The 22,780-nt window shown below is 60.6% G+C and carries 20 protein-coding genes; 11 read left to right on the forward strand and 9 right to left on the reverse strand.

Translation table 11 applies throughout. From position 1 onward, the window contains the following. Window positions 1-113: 113 nt before the first annotated feature. Window positions 114-1,430, reverse strand: coding sequence for a hypothetical protein (locus VGU25_07660; GenBank protein HEV2577072.1), 1,317 nt, complete (start codon window positions 1,428-1,430; stop codon window positions 114-116). Window positions 1,431-1,685: 255 nt separating this feature from the next. Between VGU25_07660 and VGU25_07665 the strand changes: the two genes are divergently transcribed. Beyond that, window positions 1,686-3,050 (forward strand): multicopper oxidase family protein, encoded by a 1,365-nt coding sequence (locus VGU25_07665; GenBank protein HEV2577073.1) that lies wholly within the window; start codon window positions 1,686-1,688, stop codon window positions 3,048-3,050. Further along, window positions 3,043-3,858: a hypothetical protein gene (locus tag VGU25_07670; GenBank protein ID HEV2577074.1), complete on the forward strand. Its 816-nt coding sequence runs from the start codon at window positions 3,043-3,045 to the stop codon at window positions 3,856-3,858. Before VGU25_07665 ends, VGU25_07670 begins: the two co-directional genes overlap by 8 nt. Before the next feature lie 76 nt (window positions 3,859-3,934). Here the strand turns inward: VGU25_07670 and VGU25_07675 are convergent, their stop codons facing one another. Together VGU25_07675 and hemC are read right to left on the reverse strand one after the other, a co-directional pair. Further along, on the reverse strand, window positions 3,935-4,174 hold the full coding sequence (locus VGU25_07675) for a cold shock domain-containing protein (protein HEV2577075.1): 240 nt from the start codon (window positions 4,172-4,174) through the stop codon (window positions 3,935-3,937). 138 nt (window positions 4,175-4,312) lie between these two features. Beyond that, window positions 4,313-5,296, reverse strand: coding sequence for a hydroxymethylbilane synthase (gene hemC, locus VGU25_07680; protein HEV2577076.1), 984 nt, complete (start codon window positions 5,294-5,296; stop codon window positions 4,313-4,315). Between the two features lie 68 nt (window positions 5,297-5,364). On the opposite strand from hemC, the gene VGU25_07685 reads away from it, so the two are divergent. After that, window positions 5,365-6,054, forward strand: a complete 690-nt coding sequence (locus VGU25_07685; protein HEV2577077.1) for an epimerase — start codon at window positions 5,365-5,367, stop codon at window positions 6,052-6,054. Here VGU25_07685 and VGU25_07690 read toward each other — a convergent pair. Both VGU25_07690 and VGU25_07695 read right to left on the reverse strand, forming a co-directional pair. Further along, a complete protein-coding gene (locus VGU25_07690; GenBank protein ID HEV2577078.1) occupies window positions 6,002-7,006 on the reverse strand; it encodes a mechanosensitive ion channel domain-containing protein in 1,005 nt (334 codons plus the stop codon). The genes VGU25_07685 and VGU25_07690 overlap by 53 nt on opposite strands. Then, window positions 7,003-7,323, reverse strand: coding sequence for a hypothetical protein (locus VGU25_07695; protein HEV2577079.1), 321 nt, complete (start codon window positions 7,321-7,323; stop codon window positions 7,003-7,005). The genes VGU25_07690 and VGU25_07695 overlap by 4 nt, the downstream gene beginning before the upstream one ends. Window positions 7,324-7,437: 114 nt before the next feature. Here VGU25_07695 and VGU25_07700 point away from each other — a divergent pair, with 114 nt between their 5' ends. Beyond that, window positions 7,438-8,310, forward strand: a complete 873-nt coding sequence (locus VGU25_07700; GenBank protein HEV2577080.1) for an SCO family protein — start codon at window positions 7,438-7,440, stop codon at window positions 8,308-8,310. Between the two features lie 33 nt (window positions 8,311-8,343). On the opposite strand, the gene hemA is transcribed toward VGU25_07700, so the two are convergent. The 3 genes from hemA to VGU25_07715 form a co-directional block, all read right to left on the reverse strand. Beyond that, window positions 8,344-9,648 carry a glutamyl-tRNA reductase gene (gene hemA, locus VGU25_07705; protein HEV2577081.1) on the reverse strand — a complete coding sequence of 435 codons (1,305 nt, stop codon included), beginning with the start codon at window positions 9,646-9,648 and terminating at the stop codon, window positions 8,344-8,346. A 5-nt stretch (window positions 9,649-9,653) separates the two neighbouring features. Then, window positions 9,654-10,469 carry a cytochrome c biogenesis protein CcsA gene (ccsA, locus tag VGU25_07710; protein ID HEV2577082.1) on the reverse strand — a complete coding sequence of 272 codons (816 nt, stop codon included), beginning with the start codon at window positions 10,467-10,469 and terminating at the stop codon, window positions 9,654-9,656. Window positions 10,470-10,547: 78 nt separating this feature from the next. Continuing rightward, window positions 10,548-10,799, reverse strand: coding sequence for a hypothetical protein (locus VGU25_07715; protein ID HEV2577083.1), 252 nt, complete (start codon window positions 10,797-10,799; stop codon window positions 10,548-10,550). 83 nt (window positions 10,800-10,882) lie between these two features. On the opposite strand from VGU25_07715, the gene mutS reads away from it, so the two are divergent. The 3 genes from mutS to VGU25_07730 are packed head-to-tail and all read left to right on the forward strand — an operon-like array spanning window position 10,883 to window position 16,385. Further along, the gene (gene mutS / locus VGU25_07720) at window positions 10,883-13,657 is read left to right on the forward strand and encodes a DNA mismatch repair protein MutS (protein ID HEV2577084.1); all 2,775 of its coding nucleotides are present in this window, start codon (window positions 10,883-10,885) and stop codon (window positions 13,655-13,657) included. Continuing rightward, the gene (locus VGU25_07725; GenBank protein ID HEV2577085.1) at window positions 13,654-14,847 is read left to right on the forward strand and encodes an anhydro-N-acetylmuramic acid kinase; all 1,194 of its coding nucleotides are present in this window, start codon (window positions 13,654-13,656) and stop codon (window positions 14,845-14,847) included. Before mutS ends, VGU25_07725 begins: the two co-directional genes overlap by 4 nt. Then, window positions 14,844-16,385 (forward strand): ABC transporter substrate-binding protein, encoded by a 1,542-nt coding sequence (locus VGU25_07730; GenBank protein HEV2577086.1) that lies wholly within the window; start codon window positions 14,844-14,846, stop codon window positions 16,383-16,385. The genes VGU25_07725 and VGU25_07730 overlap by 4 nt, the downstream gene beginning before the upstream one ends. Here the strand turns inward: VGU25_07730 and VGU25_07735 are convergent. Beyond that, the gene (locus VGU25_07735) at window positions 16,357-16,551 is read right to left on the reverse strand and encodes a galactokinase family protein (GenBank protein ID HEV2577087.1); all 195 of its coding nucleotides are present in this window, start codon (window positions 16,549-16,551) and stop codon (window positions 16,357-16,359) included. The two genes, VGU25_07730 and VGU25_07735, sit on opposite strands and share 29 nt — an antisense overlap. Before the next feature lie 154 nt (window positions 16,552-16,705). Here VGU25_07735 and VGU25_07740 point away from each other — a divergent pair, with 154 nt between their 5' ends. From VGU25_07740 to VGU25_07755, 4 genes are all read left to right on the forward strand, one after another. Next, on the forward strand, window positions 16,706-17,674 hold the full coding sequence (locus VGU25_07740; protein ID HEV2577088.1) for an aldose epimerase: 969 nt from the start codon (window positions 16,706-16,708) through the stop codon (window positions 17,672-17,674). A gap of 56 nt (window positions 17,675-17,730) precedes the next feature. Then, window positions 17,731-20,001: an alpha-galactosidase gene (locus VGU25_07745; protein ID HEV2577089.1), complete on the forward strand. Its 2,271-nt coding sequence runs from the start codon at window positions 17,731-17,733 to the stop codon at window positions 19,999-20,001. Between the two features lie 397 nt (window positions 20,002-20,398). Beyond that, window positions 20,399-21,325 carry a hypothetical protein gene (locus VGU25_07750; protein HEV2577090.1) on the forward strand — a complete coding sequence of 309 codons (927 nt, stop codon included), beginning with the start codon at window positions 20,399-20,401 and terminating at the stop codon, window positions 21,323-21,325. Continuing rightward, a complete protein-coding gene (locus VGU25_07755; GenBank protein HEV2577091.1) occupies window positions 21,326-22,534 on the forward strand; it encodes a hypothetical protein in 1,209 nt (402 codons plus the stop codon). Window positions 22,535-22,780 lie beyond the last annotated feature (246 nt).

Genomic DNA, 22,780 nt, shown 5'->3' on the forward strand with positions numbered 1-22,780 from the left:
ACCTAAGAGATTCCCAAGCGTACGCAAGCGGTCGAAAAATAAAGCCCGGCGAGCTGCCGGGCGGATGTGGTTCCCTGTTGCTTTAATTATAGCGCCCGTGTCAAACGAGGCCGTTACAGGTGGTTGTTTACCGGCGCTTTCTCAGCGGGCTTCGCGGAGGCGTGGTCGGTTTCGGTGCGGGAGACGAGCTGGACTTCGACCTCGGTGTCGCGCGGGAAGGTTACCTGGTGACCGCGGTCAAGGTAACGGAAGTAGACCGACTTCGCTAGACCATACATGCCGAAGCCCAAGGCGACGTTCTTGTTGTTGGAAAAAGCGACGAAGCGAGCGATCAGACCGAAGCCGTTGGAGCCGCCTACCGTCCAGCGGACGTTGCTGTCGTCGTCGGCGCCGCGGCTGGCGGTCCAGAGGAGCAGGAGCGGAGCGAGAACTTTGCCCTTGTCTGGGTTGGCTTTGACGTTGCCCTCGTCGTCGACGGTGAGGTTCTCGCCTTTGGCGCCGGCCGCACCGGTGACATTGCCATCGACGTGCGTGGTTCCGGCTTCATCGGCGAGGCCGCGGAAGCCGAAGCGGAGCTCGCCGTTACGACCGAGGCGGCGCGCGGGTTTCGCGCGCGTGACCGTGCCTTCGAGGGTTGCGCCTTCGGGAATGAGGAGATTGTGGCTGCTGTCGAAGACGGGTTGTGTGACGGTTGCGGTGACGGGATCGCCTGGTTTGGAGGTTGCGGAGTTGAGGGACGTGTCGAGGCGCGCCGAGACGGTGATGGAGTCCAGGCTCGCGGAGGAGGAGAGCGGAATGGGCGCGGGTTGCGAGGAGGAGAGGTCCAGCGGAGCGTTCAGTTCAGCGATGAAGCCTGTGCCGGCCCAGATGCGCTGCGGATGATACGGGAGCTGCGAGTAGAGAAGCCGCAGAGCGCGGTCGGTGCGGCCGGGGGTGAAGAAGGTGTCGTGAACGGATTTGACCTGCGCGCGGACCATGTCTTCGCCCTGCTGGACGTAGGTCGGGCGCTTCTTTCTAGCGACAAAGCTGACGAGCTGAGTGTCGCGCATGAGACCGCGGCTGGAGATGGCGATCTGTTGCGAGGAGTTGGGGAGCTGGAGACTGTCGAAGTCGACCACAGGGTCGTGGAGGGGCGTGACGTCACCGTTGAGGAGCGCCTGGGCACGAAGCTTGCGATCGACAGGAGCATAGGCCGCGACGGTGCCGCGGATGATGGTGTTCTGCGGGAGGACGAGGTGGTCGTGGAGGTAAACGGGTTCCGTTAGGACGCCGGTGACCGGGGCGCCGATGTGCAGGTGCGCGGTGTGGGTGACGCGAATGCGGAGCGGGACGCCGGAGGGTAGAGCGTCAGGCGCGGTGAGGCTCTGGGCCGAGCCGAGGGCGGCGAAGAGGCTCAGCGGAAGAAGAGCGAAACGAGCGGATGCAAGCATGCGATGGGCCGGGTTCTTACATAGGTTAGACGGCTGCGGAGGGGTTCTGCGGCGGAGGTGCAGGATGACGAAGAGTTCATGATTGGTGACTGCGAACGCGTGGAATCGGCGCACTGGCTTTGGATGACAATGTGTTCAGCCGACGATGGCACAACGCGCTTTAGACTGTAGCTGCTGGGGCTTGCTGCGCGCGCGGAGAAGAGCCTCCGGCAATCCGCGAGATCGCTGTCACCTTTGGAAGATCAATACAAGCAAATGACGCGGCGTGAGTTGCTCGGCCTGGGCGCGGGTGCGGCTGCGTGTGCCGCGTTGCCGAAGATGGCGCGGGCGCAGGAGAGGCCGGATAGCACGCTAACGATTGGGGCGTGCATGCTGGACGCTTCGCCGAAGCATTTGATCAAGACGGTGGGGTATAACGGCACGATTCCGGGGCCGCTGCTGCGGCTGCGCGAGGGGCGGCGCGCGCTGATCGAGGTTGTGAACAATACGCGCGAGCCGGAGATTGTGCACTGGCATGGGCTGAAGATTCCGTCCGCAATGGACGGCGCGATGGAAGAGGGATCGCCGATGATTCAGCCGGGACAGCGGCTGGTGTATGAGTACACGCCGCGGCCTGCGGGCTTCCGGTGGTATCACACGCACACTACAGCCGGTGGCGATCTGCGCAAGGCACAGTACACCGGACAGCATGGGTTTCTTTACGTCGAGCCGGCGAATGATGCGGGAGCGTACGACCGCGAGGAGTTCCTGGCGTTGCATGACTGGCGTGGGGAGCTGGTTGCGAACGCCGATGGAGCGATGAATCCGGCGTATGAGGTTACGACGATCAATGGAAAGATGCTGGGGCATGGAGAACCAATCCGGGTGAAGCAGGGCGAGCGGCTGCTGCTGCATGTGCTGAACTCGAGCGCGACGGAGGTTCACTGGATCGCGCTGGCGGGGCATGAATTCCAGGTGATCGCGCTGGATGGGAATCCAGTGCCGAAGCCGGCGGTGGTGCCGATGCTGCGGCTCGCGCCGGCGGAACGCGTTTGCGCGATTGTGGAGATGAAGAACCCGGGCGTGTGGGTGATGGGCGAGGTCCGCAAGCATGTGCAGGCCGCGGGAATGGGCGTGGTTGTGGAGTATGCGGGAGCAACGGGCGCGGCGAAGTGGGAGCAGCCGATGGAACTCGTGTGGAATTATGAACAGTTCGGAAACAACGCAGGTGAGCCGGAGGAGCGCGGCGATGTGGAGGAGATTCCGCTGGTGATTGAGTCGCGGTTTATGGGCCATGGCGCGATGGAGAGGTGGATGATCAATGGGAAGTCGTATCCGGATGTGCCTGAGCCTGTGCTGACTGAGGGACGACGATATCGGCTGCGGATGCAGAACAAAAGCATGGACGATCATCCGATGCATATGCACCGGCATACCTTTGAGCTGAAGCAATTGCCGGGAGCGAAGAGCGGGGCGGCGGCGATCCAGACGCGTGGAATCATGAAGGACACAGTGCTGGCGCGTGCGGGCGCGGAGACGGTCGTGGAGGTTGTCGCAGACGATCCCGGCAAGACGCTGTTCCATTGCCATCAACAGAACCACATGGATCTTGGGTTCATGATGCTGTTTCGGTATGCGTAGAGGAATCTCTCATCCGCTGTGGGGGCTGCTCGCGAGTGTGCTGTCACTGCTTGCGTTCGCTGCCTCCGCGCGCGCGCAGGGCAACTACGAGATCCAGGTGTATGGCGCGGACACGGTCGCGCCGAAGAGCACGATGGTCGAGCTGCATTCGAACTACACGGTGGAGGGGCAGCGATATGTTGTCGATGGCGTGTATCCGACGTATCACCAGGAGCACGAGACCATAGAGATTACGAACGGGATCAACGACTGGTCAGAGGTGGGGTTTTATATCTTCACGAGCGAGCAGGACGGGCACGGTGTGCAGTGGGTGGGCGATCACATCCGGCCGCGCGTGCGGGTGCCGGATAGCTGGCACTGGCCGGTGGGCGTGAGCCTCTCGACGGAGGTGGGGTATCAGCGCGCGGTGTACTCGCCAGATACGTGGACGTGGGAGCTACGGCCGATCGTGGACAAGTCGATTGGGCGATGGTATTTCGCGTTCAACCCGGCGTTGGAACGCACGTGGCACGGGCCGGATGTGAACCAGGGGCTGGGATTCGCTCCCGCTGTGAAGGTGAGCTACGACATCAATCGCGTGGTGAGCGTGGGACCGGAGTACTACGCGGACTTCGGAAGGTTGTGGCACTTCGATTCGCTGCACGAGCAGCAGCAGCAGATCTTCGTCGTGACGGACCTGAACGTGTCGCCGAAGTGGGAGATCAATATTGGAGTGGGTTTAGGGCCGACTGCGGCGACCGACCACCTGATCGTCAAGGGCATCCTGGGCCGGCGTTTCGACTGGACGAAGCATCCGGATATTGAGTGATGCCTCGTAGTGCTTGGGAGACACAAAAGGCCCCCGGGGCAGGGCCTTTTTGTGTCCCCGCATGTTGAGCCGGTCTTCAGTTGGATGGCGACCCCATCGACGCTCTGGAGATGCAAGCTACATGATCGGCCTGGGGACGTCCCTGGGCTCCGGAGATGACGTTGTACTCCACCTGATCGCCTTCCTTCAGGGTCTTGTAACCGTCCTTTTGAATGGCCGAGTAGTGAACGAATACGTCGGGACCGCCATCGCGACCGAGAAAGCCATAGCCCTTGGCGTTATTGAACCAGCGCACTACTCCACGGAATTGTGACATCGCCGTACGACCTCCTGACAAGAACGTATCGGCTAAACGCAGGTTCGTCCTACTAGGAACATCCCGAGGGAAATTCCCGAGCAGTTCATTACGCCGAAGGATTGTTGACCGCATCAAGAAGCGATCTTGGAGTAAAACCTACGCAGCGTCCGGAGCCAGTTCCGCCAGGAGCTCGAGAGCGCCGCGCTGTTTGAGGGCTTCGGCGGCGCGCTGGCCGAGCTCTTCCGGGGCGATGCCGTGCGGGGCGCGGTCAAGGACCTGGGCGACCTGTTCGCCGTCTGGGCTGACAACCATGGCGTGCAGATGCCAGGTTTCGTCGACGAGATGACAGACCGCGCCGAGCGGGAGATTGCAGCCGCCGCCGAGAGAGTTGAGCACCGCGCGCTCAGCGTGCACCGCGAAGGCTACAGCCGGATTGTTGAGCGCGGCGACGGCGGCGTGGATGGCCGTGTCTTGTGCGGTGTGCGGGGCGGTATCAGGACATCGGGTTTCGAGGGCGAGCGCGCCCTGGCCGGGTGCGGGACAAAGCTCGTCGACGGCGAAGCGCTGGTGGACGTGCGAGGCGCGATTGAGACGATCGAGGCCTGAGGATGCCAGAACAAGGGCGTCGGCCTGGCCCTCCTGCCACTTGCGCAGGCGGGTATCGACGTTGCCACGCAGTTCGACAAAGCGGAGGTCGGGGCGGAGGGCGAGGAGCATTGCCTTGCGGCGAGGTGAAGTCGTGCCGATGCGCGCGCCCATGGGCAGCATGTGCAGGCCCCAGAAGCTCTCGCAGACGAAGGCGTCCCGGGCGTCCGCGCGCTCGGGGACGGCGGCGAGAGTGAAGCGCGGATCGAGCTGGGTGGGGAGATCTTTCAGCGAGTGCACGGCGAGATCGATGCGACCGGCGACGAGGGAGTCTTCGATTTCTTTGATGAAGATTCCTTTTGCGTCGAGGGGTGAGCCGTCGGGGAATGTGGCAGGGGCCGTGAAGGCGGGGTCCTGCATGCGGTCGCCGGTGGTGCGGATGATCTCGACGGAGACCTGGTGGCCGCGGGCGCGGAGCTGATCGGCGATGTGATTGGCCTGCCAGAGCGCGAGCTCGGAGCCGCGGGTACCGATGCGGAGGGTTGGAGTGCTCATCGAATTAAGGATACGCGGGTGGCGGGAGATGGTTCCGCGAGTGAGATACTTGCGCGCGAGGAAAATGCATGAGAGTGCTGCTGTTTGGCGCGACAGGAATGGTGGGACAAGGCGTGCTGCGCGAGTGCCTGCAGGCGCAGGATGTGAGCGAGGTTGTCGCGATTGTACGGTCGCCGCTGGATCGGATTCCGGCGTTTGGCTTGACGGAGGTGCGGCACGAGAACTTCTTCGACTGGGGCGGTGTGGATCTCAGCGGATTCGATGCCTGCTTCTTCTGCCTGGGCGTGTCGTCGCTGGGCAAGCGCGAGGCCGAGTACAGGCAAGTGACGTACGACCTGACGCTAAGGGTCGCAGAGGCGCTGCTGAAGCAGTCGCCGCAGGCGGTGTTCTGCTATGTGTCGGGCGCGGGGACGAATGCGAACGGCAAGCAGATGTGGGCTCGCGTGAAGGGCGCGACGGAGAACGCGCTGCTGGCGATGCCGTTTCGCGGCGTGTACTGCTTCCGCCCGGCGTACATTCAGCCGTTACATGGAGTGCGCTCGAAGGTGCGGTGGTACAACGCGATCTACACGGTGCTGGGATGGGCCGAGCCGCTGATGATGCGGTTCGCGCCGAAGTACGTGACGACCACCGAGGCGGTTGGACGCGCGATGCTGAAGGTCGCAAGAGATGGATGGCCGCAGCCGGTGCTCGACAGCGCGGCGATTAATGCGGCGGCGGAGCAGTGGGCGTCTGTGGAGGCATCTGTTCGATCTTGATCGGCGGGAAGCCGACGATATTGTAGGTGCCAGACGCGATGCCGATTCCGGCGGCGTCGAATCCATCCATGATCTCGCGGCTGATGGCGTCTTTGAGGGCGCGGATATTGTGGGTGCGGACCAGGAAACGGACGGAGAACTCGATCCAGTTGTCGGTGATGCGCATGAAGCTGCGCGGCTTGAGGTCGGCAGCTTCGATGAAGAAGCGCTGCTTGAGGCGGTCGAGCTCGGGCTGGGCGAGGTTGCGGATGTCTTCGGTGTGGCGGTTGATGGCTTCGAGGATGACGGGCTCGGCGCGCTGGCGGTCGCTATAGACGATGGGAAAGTGCATCTCTTCCCAGATGTAGGGGAAGTCGCGGCTGTAGTTGTAGACGGGCTCATCGAAGATGGAGGAGTTGGCGATGGTGACGATGCGGCCGGAGTACTGCCGGGAGTGAACCCACATGCCGGGATCTTCTTCCTGCACCGCCGGCGGCTCCCCCATCTCCATGATGACGGTCTGGATGAAGTTGAGGCTGATGACGTCGCCGCGGACGGAGCCCATCTTGATGCGGTCGCCCACGTTGAAGGTCTTGCCGCGGAGGATAACGAAGTAGCCGGCGAAGCTGGTGATGACCTTCTGGAGCGCGAAGGCGACGCCGGCAGAGATGAGACCGGCGCCGGTGGTGAGGCGCGCCGGGTTGTCAAACCAGATGGAGCAGAAGCCAATGATGGCCAGGAGAAACGTCGTGAGGCTGATGCCCTGGCGAGTCCAGAAGGCGGTCTTCTGGCGCGCTCCGCCGATCTTGTGGGCTGCAAAGCGAAGGGTCTTGGAGAGCGCGTAGAGGAACGCGAAGAGAATGAGCGTGAAGAGAAGCTTGTGGCCGTTGTGGGCATTCAAGCCGAGGAGCTTAACTCCTCCAAGCGTGAGTGCGTGATCGGGGCCGGTGAACTGGACAAACGGGCCGTTCATAATGGATGGGATGCCGAACGGTCCCGAAGAGGAAAGGGCCTGCAGCGTGTGGCTGCAAGCCCTTTGAGTATTTGTGAACAGGTGAACTCAGCGGCGAGGATTTCTTCGATGCGGACTTGCGGCCCCCGGTGGATCCTCCGTCGCGCCCGCGGGCGGCGGAGGTCTTCGATGAGGTTGGGCGCTCCGGGGAACTCCAGACGAATGATCCCGGTCTGGTCATCGCCTTCGGTGCTGGTAACGACAGCGGCTCTGCCACCTCGCTCTTCAGCCCAGCGGCGAATCTCGTCGTGGTCGCGTGTTGTCTTCGACAATGCCATCTTTGTTGCCTTCTGTGGCGTGGTGCTGCGCAAGTTCGATGCTTGCTGTGCGGATGCGATGTTCCGGCACGCGCGGAAATGAAGCGATAGCATGCATAGTGAAGGAGTTTTTGAATGATTCACGGGCCGACGAAGATGTTGCGGTGGGCGGCCGCAGCAACGCTGATGATCGCAATGAGCGCGGCAGCGCAGGGGTACTCGGTGGAGAAGCCGCTGGGTATGGCAGCGCAACAGCGGCCGGACTACCTGGCGCATGCCGGACTGGAGCAGAGGCTGGGACAGCCGCTGCCGATGCAGGCGCAGTTCACGGATGAGACGGGAAAGACGGCGCCGCTGGCGAGCTGGTTCGGCGGCAAACCCGTGGTAATGGTGGAGATGTACTACAAGTGCTCGATGCTGTGCCCCCAGGTGCTGCATGGGCTGGCGCAGGGACTGAAGCAGACGACGCTGGCTCCTGGCAAGGACTATGAGGTGCTGACGTTTTCGATTGATCCGACGGACACGCCGGCGGATGCAGCGGCGGAGAAGCGAACGTTTTTGAGCGAGATGGGGCGGCCGGACGCGGCGAGCGACAAATCAGAAGCCGCTGGCGCTGTCCACTTTCTGACGGGCAGCCAGGCTTCGATTGATGCGATCAGCGGGTCGACAGGATTTCACTTCGTACGCGTGCCGGGACCGGACGGCAAGATGGATCAGTTCGCGCACTCGAGTGTGATCATGTTCGCGACGCCGGATGGAAGGATGTCGAAGTACCTGGCAGGGATTGAATATCAGCCGCGCGATTTGCGCATGGCCCTGCTGGAAGCGAGTAACAGGAAGATCAGCAACCCGGTGGATCTGCTGATCCTGTATTGCTGCAACTATAGCCCGTCGGCGGGTAGGTACACGGTGTCGGTGATTCGGGTGCTTGGGCTTGCAGGGATGGCGTCAATGGCAGGATTGATTACGCTGATGGTGCTGCTGACGCGGAAGCCGAAGACGGCGTGAAAAGTAAATAGCAGGTAGCGAAGAAGAGCGAGGCTATTCTTCGTCGCGGCGCCTGGGGTCGGTACTGCGCAAGGCCATGATCTGCGGGTGGAGCAGCTTGTTGGTGATTGAGCGCGTGAGGTGCTCGATGGCGGACTGTTGTTCGGGCGTGAGCGGCAGGTTGAGGTTGGCGAGCCGCTGGGCGGTGCGGGCGAGCTCGGCCTCGCGCATGGCTTCTGCGGCGGATTGAAGCTGCTTAATGGCCTCGGTGGTTGGGCCCTGGGCGAGTCGCTCGCCATAGCGGTCGGCCTCGAGCTGCACGATGGATTCGGCCGTCTGGGCCTCGCGGCTGCGGAGCGTGCGGTTCTCCTGCGCGACCTGCTGGAGGTCGTCGATGTCGTAGACAAAGCAGCCTTCGAGATTGTTGACCGCGGGGTTGACGTCGCGCGGAACGGCTATGTCGATGAAGAAGACGGGGCGGTTGCGCCGGCGATGAACGAGCGCGCGGCCGTTATCGGGAGAGAAGATCTGGCCGGCTCCCGTTGAAGTGATGATGATGTCGGCGCGATGCGTCTGCTCGTGAAGCTGAGCAAAGGGGATGACGCCGGTGGTAATGGCGGGGGTGCGCAACGCGTCGGCGATCTTTTCGGCACGCGCCTCAGTACGGTTAGAGACGAGAAGCGTGGTCGCGCCCTGCTGGATGAGGTGCTTCGCCGCAAGGTCGCTCATCTTCCCTGCACCGACGAGCAGGATGGTCTTGTTGGCGAGTGAGCCGAAGATCTTGCGCGCGAGCTCGGCCGCAACCGAGGCGATGGAGACGGAGGAGCTGCCGATCTGGGTCTCGGTGCGCACGCGCTTGGCAACGGAGAAGGCGCGCTGCAGCAACGGGTCCAGCATCGAGCTGAAAGCTGCGGTGGAGTTGATCGCGCCGACTTCGCGGGCGATGTTCCAGGACTCCTTCACCTGACCGAGGATCTGGGGCTCGCCGACGACCATGGAGTCCAGCGAACTCGCGACGCGGAAGATGTGCCGGATGGCCTCGCGCTCACGCAGCGTGTAAAGGTGCGGCGTAACGGCCGCGGACGGAATGTTCAGGTATTCGTGCAGGAAGTTGAGCGCGATCGCGGGCTCTGCGCCGTCTTCCGGGCCTTCTGCGCTTTCGGTGACGGTGAGGAGTTCGACGCGATTGCATGTGGAGAGGATTAGGGCTTCGCGAATGCCGGGCTGGCCGGCGAGCGAGCGCGTCGCGTCGGCGAGGCGAGCGAGCGGGATGGCGAGGCGCTCGCGGATGTCAAGCGGCGCGGTCGTGTGGTTTACACCGACGAGGAGCAAGGAGCCGAGTTTTGTCTGATCACTCACGGAGCTTATGGAGTTTTGAACCTGTGCACGACGGAAAGCTGGTTCGCGGCCCAGACCGCGAGGACGATAAGAAAGACGAACCCGGAGAGATAAATTGCGCGGCGTCCGCGCAGGCCGGAGTGGCGGCGGATGAAGATCATGGCGATGTAGACGACCCACATCGCGAGCGAGAGCAGAACCTTGGGGTCCGCGAAGAACCTCGGGCCGATGGTTTCCAGTGCGACAACGGAGCCGATGAGCAGGCCGGCGGTCATGCATGGCAGGCCGAAAAGAAGTGACTTGAGGGCGATCTGGTCGGTGGTTTCGAGCGGAGGCAGCCAGCTGCGGGCCTGCGAGGTGCGCTTCTGCTTCAGGCGGCGCTCCTGCACGAGATAAAGGACGCTGGCGATGAGTGAAATGAGCAACGCAGCGTATGCGGCAAGCAGCAGGGCAACGTGGAGGAACAGCCACCCGGTGTGGAGCAGAGGGTAATTCAGAAGCTCGGCGCCGGGGCGAAACGCCGGCACGACGGTGAGGAGGGCCGCAACCGGCAGAAGGAAGATGCCGAAGGAGACGGTGCGGTATCGGACGGCGAGGACGAGGAACGCAGCGCCCAGAAGCAGACCGAGCATCGACAGTGTCTCGTGGGTGTCGACCGGAAGGGCGTGGTGCGCCGCGTTGAGCATCTCCGCCAGCGCGACGAAGTGGAAGAAGACCGCGCAGAGCGCCGCCGGCATGGCTATGTGACGCCAGCGCGGGCGGTTATAGAGTGCCGCGGGCAGCACGGTAAGCGCGGCGATGCCGTAGAGAAGAACCGCGACTCGGAGCCAGAGGAGGGTCATTCGGACGTGCGCCTGTAAGATTCTGCGCGAATCCTCAGTATATCGTCCGGATCCTTATCCCGGGCTCGCTCCACGGCGTCAGGCGGGCCGGTCGAGCTCAGTTAGGCCCTTCTGGATATAGCTGCGCATCTGCGACTCAATGGTGCTGAGGGGCATGAAGAACGGCTTGTCGATGATCTCGATCGTAAGCAGGTTGTTGGCGTAGTTGTAGCGGGCGGTAACGCCGCTGCGCGAGAGCGTTCCAGAGGGGCCGGTGAGGTTGACTCCGTAAGCCTGCAGCCGCTTGCCGGCCGCGGCGAACTGATCCTCGGTGAGGGGGACTTCGATCATTCTTCGAGTGTACGGCGGTGACCGATTTTCGGCCCAGTTATGCAGAGGGGCGAAGACGATATCCTGAGCCTTCCAGCATAGTGATGGCCGTGGTGAAAGACATGACGGGCGAGGCGGGGCTGACCCCGGCAACCACCCCAGCGAGCACAGACCGCTCGCAGGGGACCCCGGCGATGCGGCAGTATCGCGCGGCCAAGGAGGCCCATCCTGATGCCCTGCTCTTCTTCCGGATGGGCGACTTCTACGAGCTGTTCTATGAGGACGCGATTGTGGCGTCGCGCGAGCTGCAACTGACGCTGACGGCCCGCGATAAGGCGCGCTCCGTGCCGATGTGCGGCGTGCCGTATCACGCGGCGGGCGGATACCTGCAGCGCTTGTTGCGCAAGGGGTTCAAGGTCGCGATATGCGACCAGATGGAAGATCCGAAGCTCGCAAAGACGGTCGTGCGGCGTGAAGTGACTCGCGTGCTGACGCCGGGCACGGCGCTTGACGCGGCTTTGGGTGCGGGCGAGAGCCAGTGGCTCGCGAGTACAGCGAGTGTGGGAACGGGCGCGAACGCATGCGTGGGTGTCGCGTCCATCGATCTGTCGACCGGTGAGTTTCGTGCCACGGAGTTCAACGGAGCGCATGCATGGGCGCTGGCGTGTGATGAACTGGCGCGGATGAGTCCGGCAGAGATGCTGCTGGCGCGCGGAGCGACGTTCGGCGGTGCTGGGAGCAGGAAGCAGCCGACCCTTGCGCGCAATGGCGATGAATCTGCCGGTTTCGGCGAAGACGAGAATGCGCCGCAGGATGTTGCGGGAGCGCGCACGGAGCTCGACGAGTGGGTGTTCACGGAAGACTACGCGGTTCCCTTGTTGCGGCAGCAGTTGCGTGTGCACTCGCTCGACGGCATGGGGCTGAGCGGGCACGCGGCCGCAGCCGTTGCCGCGGGTGCGATTGTGCACTACCTGCGCGCGACGAAGCAGGGCGCGCTGGAGCATCTGGACGGCCTGCGCTTCTATGAGAAGCGCGAGAGCCTGGAGCTCGATGCTGTGAGCGTGCGGAATCTCGAACTTGTGGAGCCGTTGTTTTCGAGCGAAGGGCCGCAGACGACGCTGTTGTGGACGATGGACGCGTGCTCGACGCCGATGGGTAAGCGGCTGCTGCGCGCGCAACTGCTACGGCCGATGCAGTCGCTAGAGGTCATCAACGCGCGACTGGATGCAGTGTCACTCGCAGTAGGTGATCTGCGCAGACGCGAGGGAGTTCGGCGCGCGCTGGATGGTGTGCTCGATCTCGAACGGCTGCTGGGCCGCGTGGCGCTGGATTCAGCGGGTCCGCGTGAGGTGGTGTCGCTGGGAGTGACGATCGGCAAATTGCCCGGTGTGCTCGCAGCCGTGAAGGAATGTGCATCGGATGCGTTGCGATGGGCAGAGCTCGCGCGCGCGCTCGATCCGCTAAGTGATTTGCAGGAGATGATTGCGCGCACGCTGATTGAGGAGCCGCCACTAACGCTGACGGATGGTGGTGCGATTCGCGAGGGCGTCGATGCGGAGCTCGATGAATTGCGCAATCTTTCGCAGAACGGCCGCAGAATGATCGCAGCCATTGAGGAGCGCGAGCGCGGACGTACGGGAATCGCGTCGCTGAAGGTCAGGTTCAACTCGGTTTTCGGTTATTACATCGAGGTGACGAAGGCGAATTCGAAGGCGGTGCCGGCGGACTACGAGCGCAAGCAAACGCTGGTAAACGCCGAGCGATTCACGACGCCGGAGTTGAAGGAACTCGAGACAAAGATCCTGACCGCGCAGGAGCGTTCCGGCGATATCGAGCGCAGGATCTTTGCAGAGCTCCGGCGGCAGTTGCTCGCAAACGCATCGCGTGTGCGCGAGACGGCGCGGCACGTTGCGGAGATCGATCTGCTGGCGTGCTTCGCCCATGTCGCTGCCATGCGCGGGTGGACGAGGCCGCAGGTGGATGCAAGTGGAATACTGGAAGTGATCGGCGGTCGTCATCCTGTGGTCGAGCGCAGATTGGAGGAGTCGGGCGGCGGTCGCTTTGTGCCGAACTCAGTGTACCTGTGCGCGGGCGAAGGATGCGAAGGGCCTTCCCTGCTGCTGATCACAGGCCCGAACATGGGAGGCAAAAGTACCTATCTGCGCCAGGCAGCGTTGCTGACCATTCTCGCGCAGTGCGGATCGTTTGTGCCTGCCGAGCGCATGCGACTGGGACTGGTGGACCGCATCTACACCCGCATTGGCGCCAGTGACAACGTGGCGCGCGGGCGCTCCACCTTCATGGTTGAGATGACCGAGACCGCCGCGATTCTGAACACCGCGACCGATCGTTCCCTGGTGCTGCTCGACGAGATGGGGCGTGGCACGGCGACATACGATGGCCTCTCGCTCGCGTGGGCGACCGTAGAGCATCTGCACGATCGCATCGGCGCACGCACGTTATTTGCAACTCACTATCACGAGCTGACGCTGCTGAGCGAGCGGTTGGCGCAAATGCAGAATGCGCGCGTTACAGTGCGGGAGGGTGCGGCAGGAATCGTATTCCTGCACACGGTTGAAGCTGGCGCGGCGAACAAAAGTTATGGCATTGAAGTCGCGCGGCTGGCAGGTTTGCCACAGACTGTCGTCGAGCGCGCGCGCGAGGTTTTGAGACTGCATGAACGCGCGGAGTCTCAGCAGGTTCGTGAAGCTGTGCCGGTGAAGGAGCGCTTGCCCACACTGCAGATGACGATGTTCACGCCTCTCTCGCAGAAGATTGTCGATCGTGTAGAAGGCCTCGATGTGGATGGCCTGACACCGCGGGAGGCTCTGCAGATTCTCGCCGAGTTGCAGCGCGAGTTGAAAGGCGGCGCGGCGTGATCGCTGTTAAACCGAAGGCGATGATCGTTGCAGGCGTGATGAGCGGGACGTCGGCGGACGGTGTTGACATCGCCATCTGCCGCGTGTCGCCGGGAGCAGAGCGTGTGCCGCGCGTAAAGGTGCTGGCGCATCACGCGATGGCGTATCCAACGAAACTGCGCGCGGCGGTGCTGGCGGCGATGGATGCGACGAACACAAGCACGGCGGAGATGGCGCGACTGAACTGGCGACTCGGCGAGGTCTACGCGGAAGCTGTCGAGACTGCGGCGCGCAACGCGGGCCTGAAGCCGCAGTTGATCGCATGCCATGGGCAGACGATCTACCACCAGGGCTCCGCGACGAAATATCTTGGCGTGCCCGTGCGATGCACGTGGCAGACGGGCGAGGCGGCGGTTATCGCCGAGCGCATGCGCGTGCCGGTAGTGAGCGACTTTCGGGCTGCCGATATGGCCGCAGGCGGACAGGCAGCGCCACTGGTTCCAATGTTCGATTTCTGCGTGTTCCGGCACGCAAAGCGCAGTCGCCTGCTGCTGAACCTTGGTGGCATCGCAAATGTCACGGTGCTTCCGGCAGCGTGCCGTGCGGAGGATGTCGTGGCGTTCGATACAGGCCCCGCCAACATGGTGATCGACGCCTGCATGGAGCGCTTGTTCGGACGCGGGTTTGATCGCAATGGCACGATCGCTGCGCAAGGGCGCGTGCTTGAGAGTGTCCTGGCGAAGCTGCTGCGCATGCGCTACTTCTCCGCCCCACCGCCAAAATCGTGTGGGCGCGAAGAGTACGGGGAAGCATTCGTGAGCCGGTTCATTGCGGCATGCGAGCGCAACTCGGCTCGCAAGGAAGATGTGATTGCGACTGCGACGGCGTTGACCGCGGCCACCATCGCTGATGCGTTCGTGCGGTTTTGCAATCCGCTGCTCGAAAAACTCGCGCCGAGAGCTAAGGTGGAGTTGATTGCTGCAGGCGGCGGGGTAAGGAATTCCACCTTGATACGAATGTTGAGTGAATCGCTTAGGCCTCAGGGAGTGCGCGTGCGTTCGATCGAAGAGACTGGCCTGAATCCAGGCGCAAAAGAAGCCGCCGCATTTGCGTTGCTCGGCTGGTTGACCTGGCATGGTATGCCCGGCAACCTGCCGAGCGCGACCGGCGCGAAACGGCCGGTCGTTCTGGGCAAGGTGACGCTCGCGTGAGGATTCGAGCACTGTGCGCCGCAGCACTGGCCGCGCTGCTGTTGCCGCTCGTTGCATGCAACGGACGGCAGCAGGATGCGGAGACGCTGCGATTCCTCATCGAGAGCTCGCCAAACAATCTGGACCTGCGACAAGGAACGGACGCGCAGTCCGAGCGCGTTGGCGGCTTGATCTACGACGCGCTGGCGAAGAAAGACGCGCACTTCGTTCTGCAGCCATGGCTCGCAACAAGTTGGGAGCGGCCGGATCCGCTGACGTGGATCTTTCACGTTCGCAGTGGTGTGCACTTCCACGATGGTAAGTCGCTGACCGCCGATGATGTTGCGTGGTCGATCAAGAGCATGATTGACGGCACGCTGATTACCGCAAAAGGCGGCGCTGCGCTGGCCGATGTGAGCTCAATAGTTACGAGCGGGCCGCTAACTGTCGTCGTACGCACGAAGCAGCCTGAGGCCAGCTTACTTTTCGATCTAAGTGATGGACTGTTCGGCGTCGTAGAAAAGGGCGCAGGACGCGACGAGGGCCTGCACCCCGTCGGCACAGGCCCATTCCGATTCGTGAGCCAGATGCAGGACAAAGAGGTCGTTCTCGAGCGCAACGCGAACTACTGGGCGGGTGCGCCGAAGATCCAACGGGTGCGATTCGAAGTTGTGCCCGACACGATTACAGCGGCGCTCGAAATGCGCAAGGGCTCTGGCGACGTGGAGAGCAATGTGCTCACACCCGACATGGTGGACGCTTTGCGCAAAGAGCATAACGTCATCGTTCAGTCCGGACCGGGTGCGATCGTGATGTACGCAAACTTCAACACGCAGGATCCGAAGCTGCGCGATCCACGTGTGCGGCAGGCGATCGCATGTGCGATCGACAGGCCCGAGTTGATCGCAGCGTTGTGGCGTGGCGATGCGCGCATTGCCGACACGCTGCTACCCGAAGGACATTGGGCCGCGGCGAGCCCTGCCGAGCTGCCGCAGTACCCGCACGATGTCGCACGTGCGGTGAAGTTGCTCGACGATGCTGGTCTGAAGCCCGGCAAAGATGGCATCCGCTTGCGGCTCACGCTCAAAACCTCTACGGATGAAACGACGCGGCTCGTGGCGCAGGCCATGCAGCAGCAAGTGCGTGCTGCGGGGATCGAGCTTTCGATTCGATCAGCGGAGTTTGGCACCTTCTACTCCGACGTCACGCGCGGCGCGTTCGAGATGTATATGCTGCGCTGGATTGGCTCGAACGAGGACCCGGACTTTCTAACCTACGCGTTTGCAAGCTCGAGCTTTCCGCCCAAGGGCGGCAACCGCGGGCGTTATGCGAACCCGCAGGTGGATTCATTGCTGATGCAGGCGAATGCCGAGACGAATGAAGTGGCAAGAAGGCGCGACTACGTCGAGGTCCAGCAGATCTTGGCGCGCGATCTGCCATCGATTCCGCTGTGGTATCCCAACAACGAGGTTGTGCACTCAACGCGCATAACCGGAGTACAGCTGGACCCCGGCGGAACGTTTGATTTTCTCAGGACCGCGGAGCTCTACGCGCATTAATGAACGCCTGAGTGTAGAACGGAATGGCAACCGGCATCACCAGGCCATCCGTATAGTCCGTTTGCTCTCCCAACAAATTCACACGCGCCGGTGCAGATAACGAGGCGCCGGGGACTGCGTCGGTTAGACGTGCGCGCACAGCGATATTTGCGCTTCTTTCCTTCATAAGGGGGCTGCTTCTTGAATGATTCTTTGACACGACGTCAAAGATACGTGTACGTTACCGCCAAATGGTAAAGACCGAGACAAAGCCTTATCAAGATAAGCTTTGTCTCGCTGTTTGTTTGGCCCTAACCGGAAACTGTGGCGCACGAGAGCGTATGCACTCGCTTCAAGAGTACACTTTGCAAAACTTAGATCTACGGGTGTTGATAAAGCCTGCGGAAGGCGGACGGGTGGCGTCGTTGAAGAGCGTTCACACCGGCGTTGAGTTTTTGGCACAGTCTCAGCATTCAACGACTCCCATTCAACCCGGGTGGGACACTAAGTTCCAGAACGGCGCCTGCGCGGGGATCGAGGAGTGCATTCCTACGATTGGTGCGTGTGGCGAAGGCATGGTAGGCGGGCCCGTTCCTGATCATGGCGATTTCTGGCAAATAGACTGGACGGTGACAGATCGTTCGCTCACACGACTTCATCTCGAGGCAATGGGCTTCAGTCGTCCTCTGTTCTTCCAGAAGGAAATCTCTCTCCAGGGCAATAGGCTCAACATCGGGTACCGGGTAACAAACTTGAGCAAATCCGAGGTGCCATTTCTCTATGCATGCCATCCCCTTTTCGCAATCGAAGAGGGAGATCGAGTCTGCCTGGCGCAAGAGGTTTCATCATTGTCTTTGTACTATTCGCGGGAGAGCCGACTCGGGAGGCAGGGCACTCATGTCTCATGGCCGGTCACTTCCCTAGGCGTAAACCTTGAAAGAGTATTGCCCGTTCAAACCGGCTTCGCTGAAATGTTGTATACCGACCGTCTTCATACAGGTCGTTGCGGGCTCTATCGAAATGCCGCACAGCAAGGACTTTGTCTTCATTTCGATCCGGCGGTACTTCCCTATCTCGGACTGTGGCTCTGTTACGGTGGCTGGCCTGAGTCGGCCGTGGGCCCAAAACAATATGCCATTGCATTGGAACCGACCTTCGCACCCGCCAACACGCTCTCAGAGGCTATCGATATGGGATTAGCCGTACGACTGCCGGCCAACGAAAGTGCCTCATGGAACATCGCCTTCGAAATCAGTTCCCCGAGCCTTCCTTTGTCGCAATTTCGCTCTATGGTGAAGGGCTCAGTCTAGGCGAGGGTAATCGTGCCTCGATAATAGGCCCCAAGGCCGCAAAGGATGACTACGTAATGAGAAATCTTTCACTGATAGTCGGGCGCTATAATCCCGAATCTCAATCGCCCCGCAGAGCATTGGCAGTGAGGATCGCGATCTTCATCGCGCTGTTCCTCGGTTACACGAGCGATGCTCAGTCCCTCAATGCGCTGATCCGATATGACGCCGCCTCACAGACCTTTCGAATCGATGCTGCTGAGACCACCTATGTGCTGGGAATAAATGAAAAAAAACAGGTACAGACGATCTATTGGGGGAAACACCTCAACCAGACAGATGCGTTTGCTCAGGCTCGATCCATGCGTGGAGGAGGATTTGATTTTTCGGCCTCAAGAACACCCCAGGAGTTTGTAGGCTGGGGCGGTGGGCTTGCGGTTGAACCCGATCTGAAAATCACATTTCCAGATGGCAATCGCGATCTCGTCCTTCAATATGTGTCGCACCGCATTGAGGGCAGCACGCTTGAGATCGTGATGAAGGATATCTCGCGCGAAGTCTATGTGACGCTCGTGTACCAGGCGGACTCCGAGACTGGGATAATCCGTCGGTTTGCAACTGTAGAAAATCGGACGAGACTGCCGTTCACCATCGAACAGGTAGCTGCGGGGACATGGAATCTGCCTAGCGCCGGTGATTATAGAGTGCGCTATCTCGCGGGTCGCTGGGCGGCGGAGTGGAACGCCGAGGAGCAGCAGTTGCGTCCAGGAAAGCTTGTGCTGGAGAGCCGTAGTGGGTCGACCGGGGCACAGAATAATCCATGGTTTGCGATCGAGGAGGCAGAAGGCTCAGAGGGCCAATCGAATGATGTGTGGTTCGGCGCATTGGGCTGGAGCGGTTCATGGCAGATTTCTATTGAGCAGGATCTCTCGCAGACAGTGCGTATCACTGGCGGCCCCAATGCCTTTGACTTCGGATACCTGCTAGCCAGCGGGAAAACCTTTGAGACATCCTCCTTTTATGGAGGCTATTCGGACGCTGGAATCGGAGGGGCTTCCCGACTACTGCATCGTTATGAAATAGATTCCATCCTGCCACACCATCCAGCACCGCGGCTTCGGCCGGTCCTTTACAACTCTTGGGAGGCGACGGGCTTTGATGTCAATGAGGCAGGCCAAATCGCTCTGGCTGAAAAGGCGGCCAGCATAGGTGTTGAACGCTTCGTTATGGATGACGGCTGGTTCGGCGAGCGTAAGGACGATCATGCTGGCTTGGGCGACTGGTACGTGAACCCGCAGAAGTTTCCGCATGGACTCACGCCTCTGATCGACAAGGTGCACTCGCTTGGTATGGACTTTGGACTTTGGGTGGAACCAGAGATGGTCAATCCAGACAGCGACCTTTATCGCAAACATCCGGACTGGGTTTTGTACTTTCCCGGCAGACCGCACACGGAAGGCCGCAATCAGTTGGTGTTGAACCTCGCACGGCCTGATGTCCGCGCTTACGTGTTTGGCGTGTTGGACAAGCTCCTGCGCGACAACGATATTGCCTTTCTCAAATGGGACTACAACCGGTACTGGTCTGAGCCTGGATGGCCATCTGTGCCGCCGGCTCAGCAAAAGAATGTCTATGTTGATTTTGTCCAGAATTTCTACTCCATTCTTGCTGAAGTGCGGCAGAAGCACCCTAACGTTGAGATCGAATCCTGCTCAGGAGGCGGCAGTCGCGTGGATCTCGGTGTGATGCAGTACACGGATGAAGTATGGCCCTCGGACAACACTGACGCCTACGATCGCCTCTCGATCCAAGATGGCTTCACCTACGCTTATAGTCCGGGCGTGATGATGGCTTGGGTCACAGATTCGCCGACCTGGGTTAACAACCGTATGCTTTCCCTCGAGTATCGTTTCCTTTCGTCGATGCAGGGAGCACTGGGCATCGGCGCGAACCTGAACAAATGGACCCCGGAGAACTTCGCAAAAGCACGCGAGATGATCGCCTTGTACAAGACCATCCGCGAGACGGTTCAGCGGGGCGAACTCTATCGCCTCATTCCTGCCGAACACGACAGCGAGCAATCCGTCACCGAGACAGTATCGCGCGACGGGACGCAGGTCGTTACGTTTGCGTTCTTGCATTCAAGTACGGAGCTGTTTCCATTTCCCCGTATCTTCCTTAGAGGACTGGATGAGAACGGGATCTATAGGATCAGCACGCTTGCGGGTAAAGTGGACAGCAATACCCCGGCAGAGGCGAGCGGAGCCTATTGGATGCACCATGGAATTGACCTCGATCTCCGAAGTGATTTTCAGGCGGCGGCTTTTGAATTGACCCGGATTCACTGAGGCCCATCAACGCGGTGGGTTACATCTGGGTCCCGTAGTTGAAATAAGTGCATTTAACAGGCAGTAGACACCCATGGCACTCACTATCTGCTTGACATTGCAAGCTGTCAGGTCATAAAAGCGTGTACGTACACTATCACCTTCTTCGAAGAGAGTGAGAGGTCGCGCTGTGGCTTCGCATAAATTGGCCCCACACGAAATCGGAAAACAGCTCTCATACGGCCGGCGCGAGTTTCTGCGCAGTTCCGCAGGTCTGGCATTAGGGAGCACGCTCTTACGGTCACCGTTTGCTCGTGCAGCGACCGCCAGGGACAGGAAGGTAGTAGTCGTCACGTTCGGCGGCGGCGCGCGAGATCAAGAGACTTTCGCTCCCGAAGGTCAGGAAAACATTCCGCATATGATGGGGGATCTGATTCCGCGCGCCACATTCTTCACCCAGGTCGTAAATCGCGGAATTCTTGGCCATTACGTGGCGACCGCCAGCCTCGTAACCGGGGCATATGAGACGTTCAATAATTTCTCTGCGATCCCTCCCGATAACCCGACAGTCTTCGAGTATTACCGCAAAGGTTTGAAGCGCCCGTCATCTGATGCGTGGGTTGTAGCTCCGAGCAACGGGTTCAATTGCATCGGAGAGAGCCGTCATCGCTCGTATGGAGAAGGCATGGGCGCCAGGGTGATTCTTCCGAAGTATCTATTGAAAACTGCGATGTCGGGCGGTGCCGCCGATTACGAACACCTGCTGCGCGACAATTACGAGAATCCCTATTTCACGCCGGACATCGAGAGCAGGGAGTTCGAACTCGATCAGATGGAGACGATCCTGAAGCTTTCTGCGAGTGACTTCAGGGAGCACGCGAAAACACTTTCGAGCCCCGATGAGCTTTCACTGTTTATCGTGCGCCGGCTGATTCAGCAGGTGGCTCCGAGCTTTCTCTGGATCACAATGCACGATATCGATATCGCACACGCCGGTGCGTATTCGCTGTATCTCGAAGGCATCCGGCGGACGGACAGACTGTGTGGGGAGTTGTGGCAACTGCTCGAGAGCGAGCCCGAATACGCAGGCAAGACGACTCTTCTCGTGCTTCCGGATTTTGGAAGGGATGCGGACGAAGATGCGGGAGGGAATGGCTTCCAGCACCACCGCACTGGCGATGCTGTCGCGCGTACTACGTGGCTTATGGCCCTTGGCTCAGGCGTTCGGGAAGGTGTCGTTTGCGATCGGGCGGTGGAATCCATCGACCTGGTGCCAACACTGGGAGCCATGCTGGGTTTCTCACCTATATATGCGAAGGGTAAGCCTATTCAGGAGCTGTTGTAATTGCTGCCGCGCGACCTAGGTTCGGTCGATTTTAGAAGCTATCCGCCCCAAGCGAGACAGCTGGCGATCGAGAATATATCAATCTTGCGGCGGTTGCCACTCGGTCTGCTATCGAGCTTGCTTGCAGAGTTGATCGAATACGATTTCAAATTCCCTGCTGAGCGAACACGGTTATCGAGGGAGCTGGCGAGCCTGGGCGCACTCACTGATGCGCAGCTTAGTGAGCTACTAAAAGGGTTCTTCAAAATATCGCTCACCTCACAGCTCGAAAATCTGAATTGGGTGAACTCGCCGGCGCAGTTTGTGGAACAGCTTTCGGCGCATCTGTGGAGGACCGGGCAGCAGGATGCTTTCAGCATCGCCGCCGTAAAGTACGATGATCATCTCACCGCGACGACGGCCGCACAGGCTCCTCCCATTCCACGACTTGGCATCGTCATCATCGGCCGGGGCGTCGCGTCGTACGATGGACAGCTGTTCCGCAGGCTGCGTCCTTACGCTACTTATTTCAGCCGCGTAAGACCGGAAAATGGGTTGCGGCTGTTACTCGATGCAATCGCATCAAGAGCGGAAGCGCACCCAGCTGCATACGCGCATTGGTACATTGATGGCGGTGAGCCAGAGAACCACGATTCGAGGCTCACCGCAATTTCGTGGGCGGCCCTCGCTCCGGTGCGCACCGCACTCCTGGGCCACATTCATTCAGAGATAGAACGTCCCGGCATGGGGCCCGAAAAGCTTCGCAGTATCATGGCGCGAACAACGCCGTCGGAACTCGGCATGAAAACAGCGGCCGGGGATGAAGTGCTGCAGCGATTCCAACTCAGACTGCTGACTGAGGGCTCCGGAACCCAGCTCTTCAGCACTAGCTTCGCACAGTGGGGGGCTCGCGAGGCGCTTCGACGGGCTCAGCCGATAACGCTGCTAGTTCGGTTTGCGCCGCGCCAGCGGCTGAAGCCAATGAATGAGTTACTCTCTGCGCAATCTGGGGCGCCAGAGACAGACCCGTTGGGATCGCTGATTGATGCCGACATGGCTGCCTGGTACACCTGGCTGGATCAGCAGCGCCTGCCTGGCGCAGACCGGAGTTGCTTTCTCGTCTGGTTTGAAGCCCAGAGGTTGGCGCTGGCCATCAGTCCCCAACTGCCGCGCGGAACGGAGTCATCGTCAGAGGTAGGCCTCGAAAAATTGCTAGCGTGGATGACCTGATACGAGCACAGCAACGGGATCGCGCGCCGACGGTTCGTGTAAACGCACACCGCATATTCGATTAGACGACCTAATTCCTGACTGTTGATTTTTCTCTTGACAGATCAATTCGCAGAAGTATATGAAGAGTCGTCACCGTGAACGTTCACGTTAATATTTAGATCACTACTAACGGAGGCCTGCAATGCACTGGAAAAGCAGACACTACCAACGATTCACGGGGTTGATTGTTGCAATCGCTACAGC

The organism is Acidobacteriaceae bacterium, from assembly GCA_035944135.1.
Taxonomy (GTDB): domain Bacteria; phylum Acidobacteriota; class Terriglobia; order Terriglobales; family Acidobacteriaceae; genus Granulicella.

What these genes read in the sequence shown, in the direction of transcription:
- VGU25_07660 (HEV2577072.1), bottom strand. Translation starts at nt 1,430, where the DNA reads ATGCTTGCATCCGCTCGTTTCGCTCTTCTTCCGCTGAGCCTCTTCGCC.
- VGU25_07665 (HEV2577073.1), top strand. Translation starts at nt 1,686, where the DNA reads ATGACGCGGCGTGAGTTGCTCGGCCTGGGCGCGGGTGCGGCTGCGTGT.
- VGU25_07670 (HEV2577074.1), top strand. Translation starts at nt 3,043, where the DNA reads ATGCGTAGAGGAATCTCTCATCCGCTGTGGGGGCTGCTCGCGAGTGTG.
- VGU25_07675 (HEV2577075.1), bottom strand. Translation starts at nt 4,174, where the DNA reads ATGTCACAATTCCGTGGAGTAGTGCGCTGGTTCAATAACGCCAAGGGC.
- hemC (HEV2577076.1), bottom strand. Translation starts at nt 5,296, where the DNA reads ATGAGCACTCCAACCCTCCGCATCGGTACCCGCGGCTCCGAGCTCGCG.
- VGU25_07685 (HEV2577077.1), top strand. Translation starts at nt 5,365, where the DNA reads ATGAGAGTGCTGCTGTTTGGCGCGACAGGAATGGTGGGACAAGGCGTG.
- VGU25_07690 (HEV2577078.1), bottom strand. Translation starts at nt 7,006, where the DNA reads ATGAACGGCCCGTTTGTCCAGTTCACCGGCCCCGATCACGCACTCACG.
- VGU25_07695 (HEV2577079.1), bottom strand. Translation starts at nt 7,323, where the DNA reads ATGGCATTGTCGAAGACAACACGCGACCACGACGAGATTCGCCGCTGG.
- VGU25_07700 (HEV2577080.1), top strand. Translation starts at nt 7,438, where the DNA reads ATGATTCACGGGCCGACGAAGATGTTGCGGTGGGCGGCCGCAGCAACG.
- ccsA (HEV2577082.1), bottom strand. Translation starts at nt 10,469, where the DNA reads ATGACCCTCCTCTGGCTCCGAGTCGCGGTTCTTCTCTACGGCATCGCC.
- VGU25_07715 (HEV2577083.1), bottom strand. Translation starts at nt 10,799, where the DNA reads ATGATCGAAGTCCCCCTCACCGAGGATCAGTTCGCCGCGGCCGGCAAG.
- mutS (HEV2577084.1), top strand. Translation starts at nt 10,883, where the DNA reads ATGGCCGTGGTGAAAGACATGACGGGCGAGGCGGGGCTGACCCCGGCA.
- VGU25_07735 (HEV2577087.1), bottom strand. Translation starts at nt 16,551, where the DNA reads ATGAAGGAAAGAAGCGCAAATATCGCTGTGCGCGCACGTCTAACCGAC.
- VGU25_07740 (HEV2577088.1), top strand. Translation starts at nt 16,706, where the DNA reads ATGCACTCGCTTCAAGAGTACACTTTGCAAAACTTAGATCTACGGGTG.
- VGU25_07745 (HEV2577089.1), top strand. Translation starts at nt 17,731, where the DNA reads ATGAGAAATCTTTCACTGATAGTCGGGCGCTATAATCCCGAATCTCAA.
- VGU25_07750 (HEV2577090.1), top strand. Translation starts at nt 20,399, where the DNA reads ATGATGGGGGATCTGATTCCGCGCGCCACATTCTTCACCCAGGTCGTA.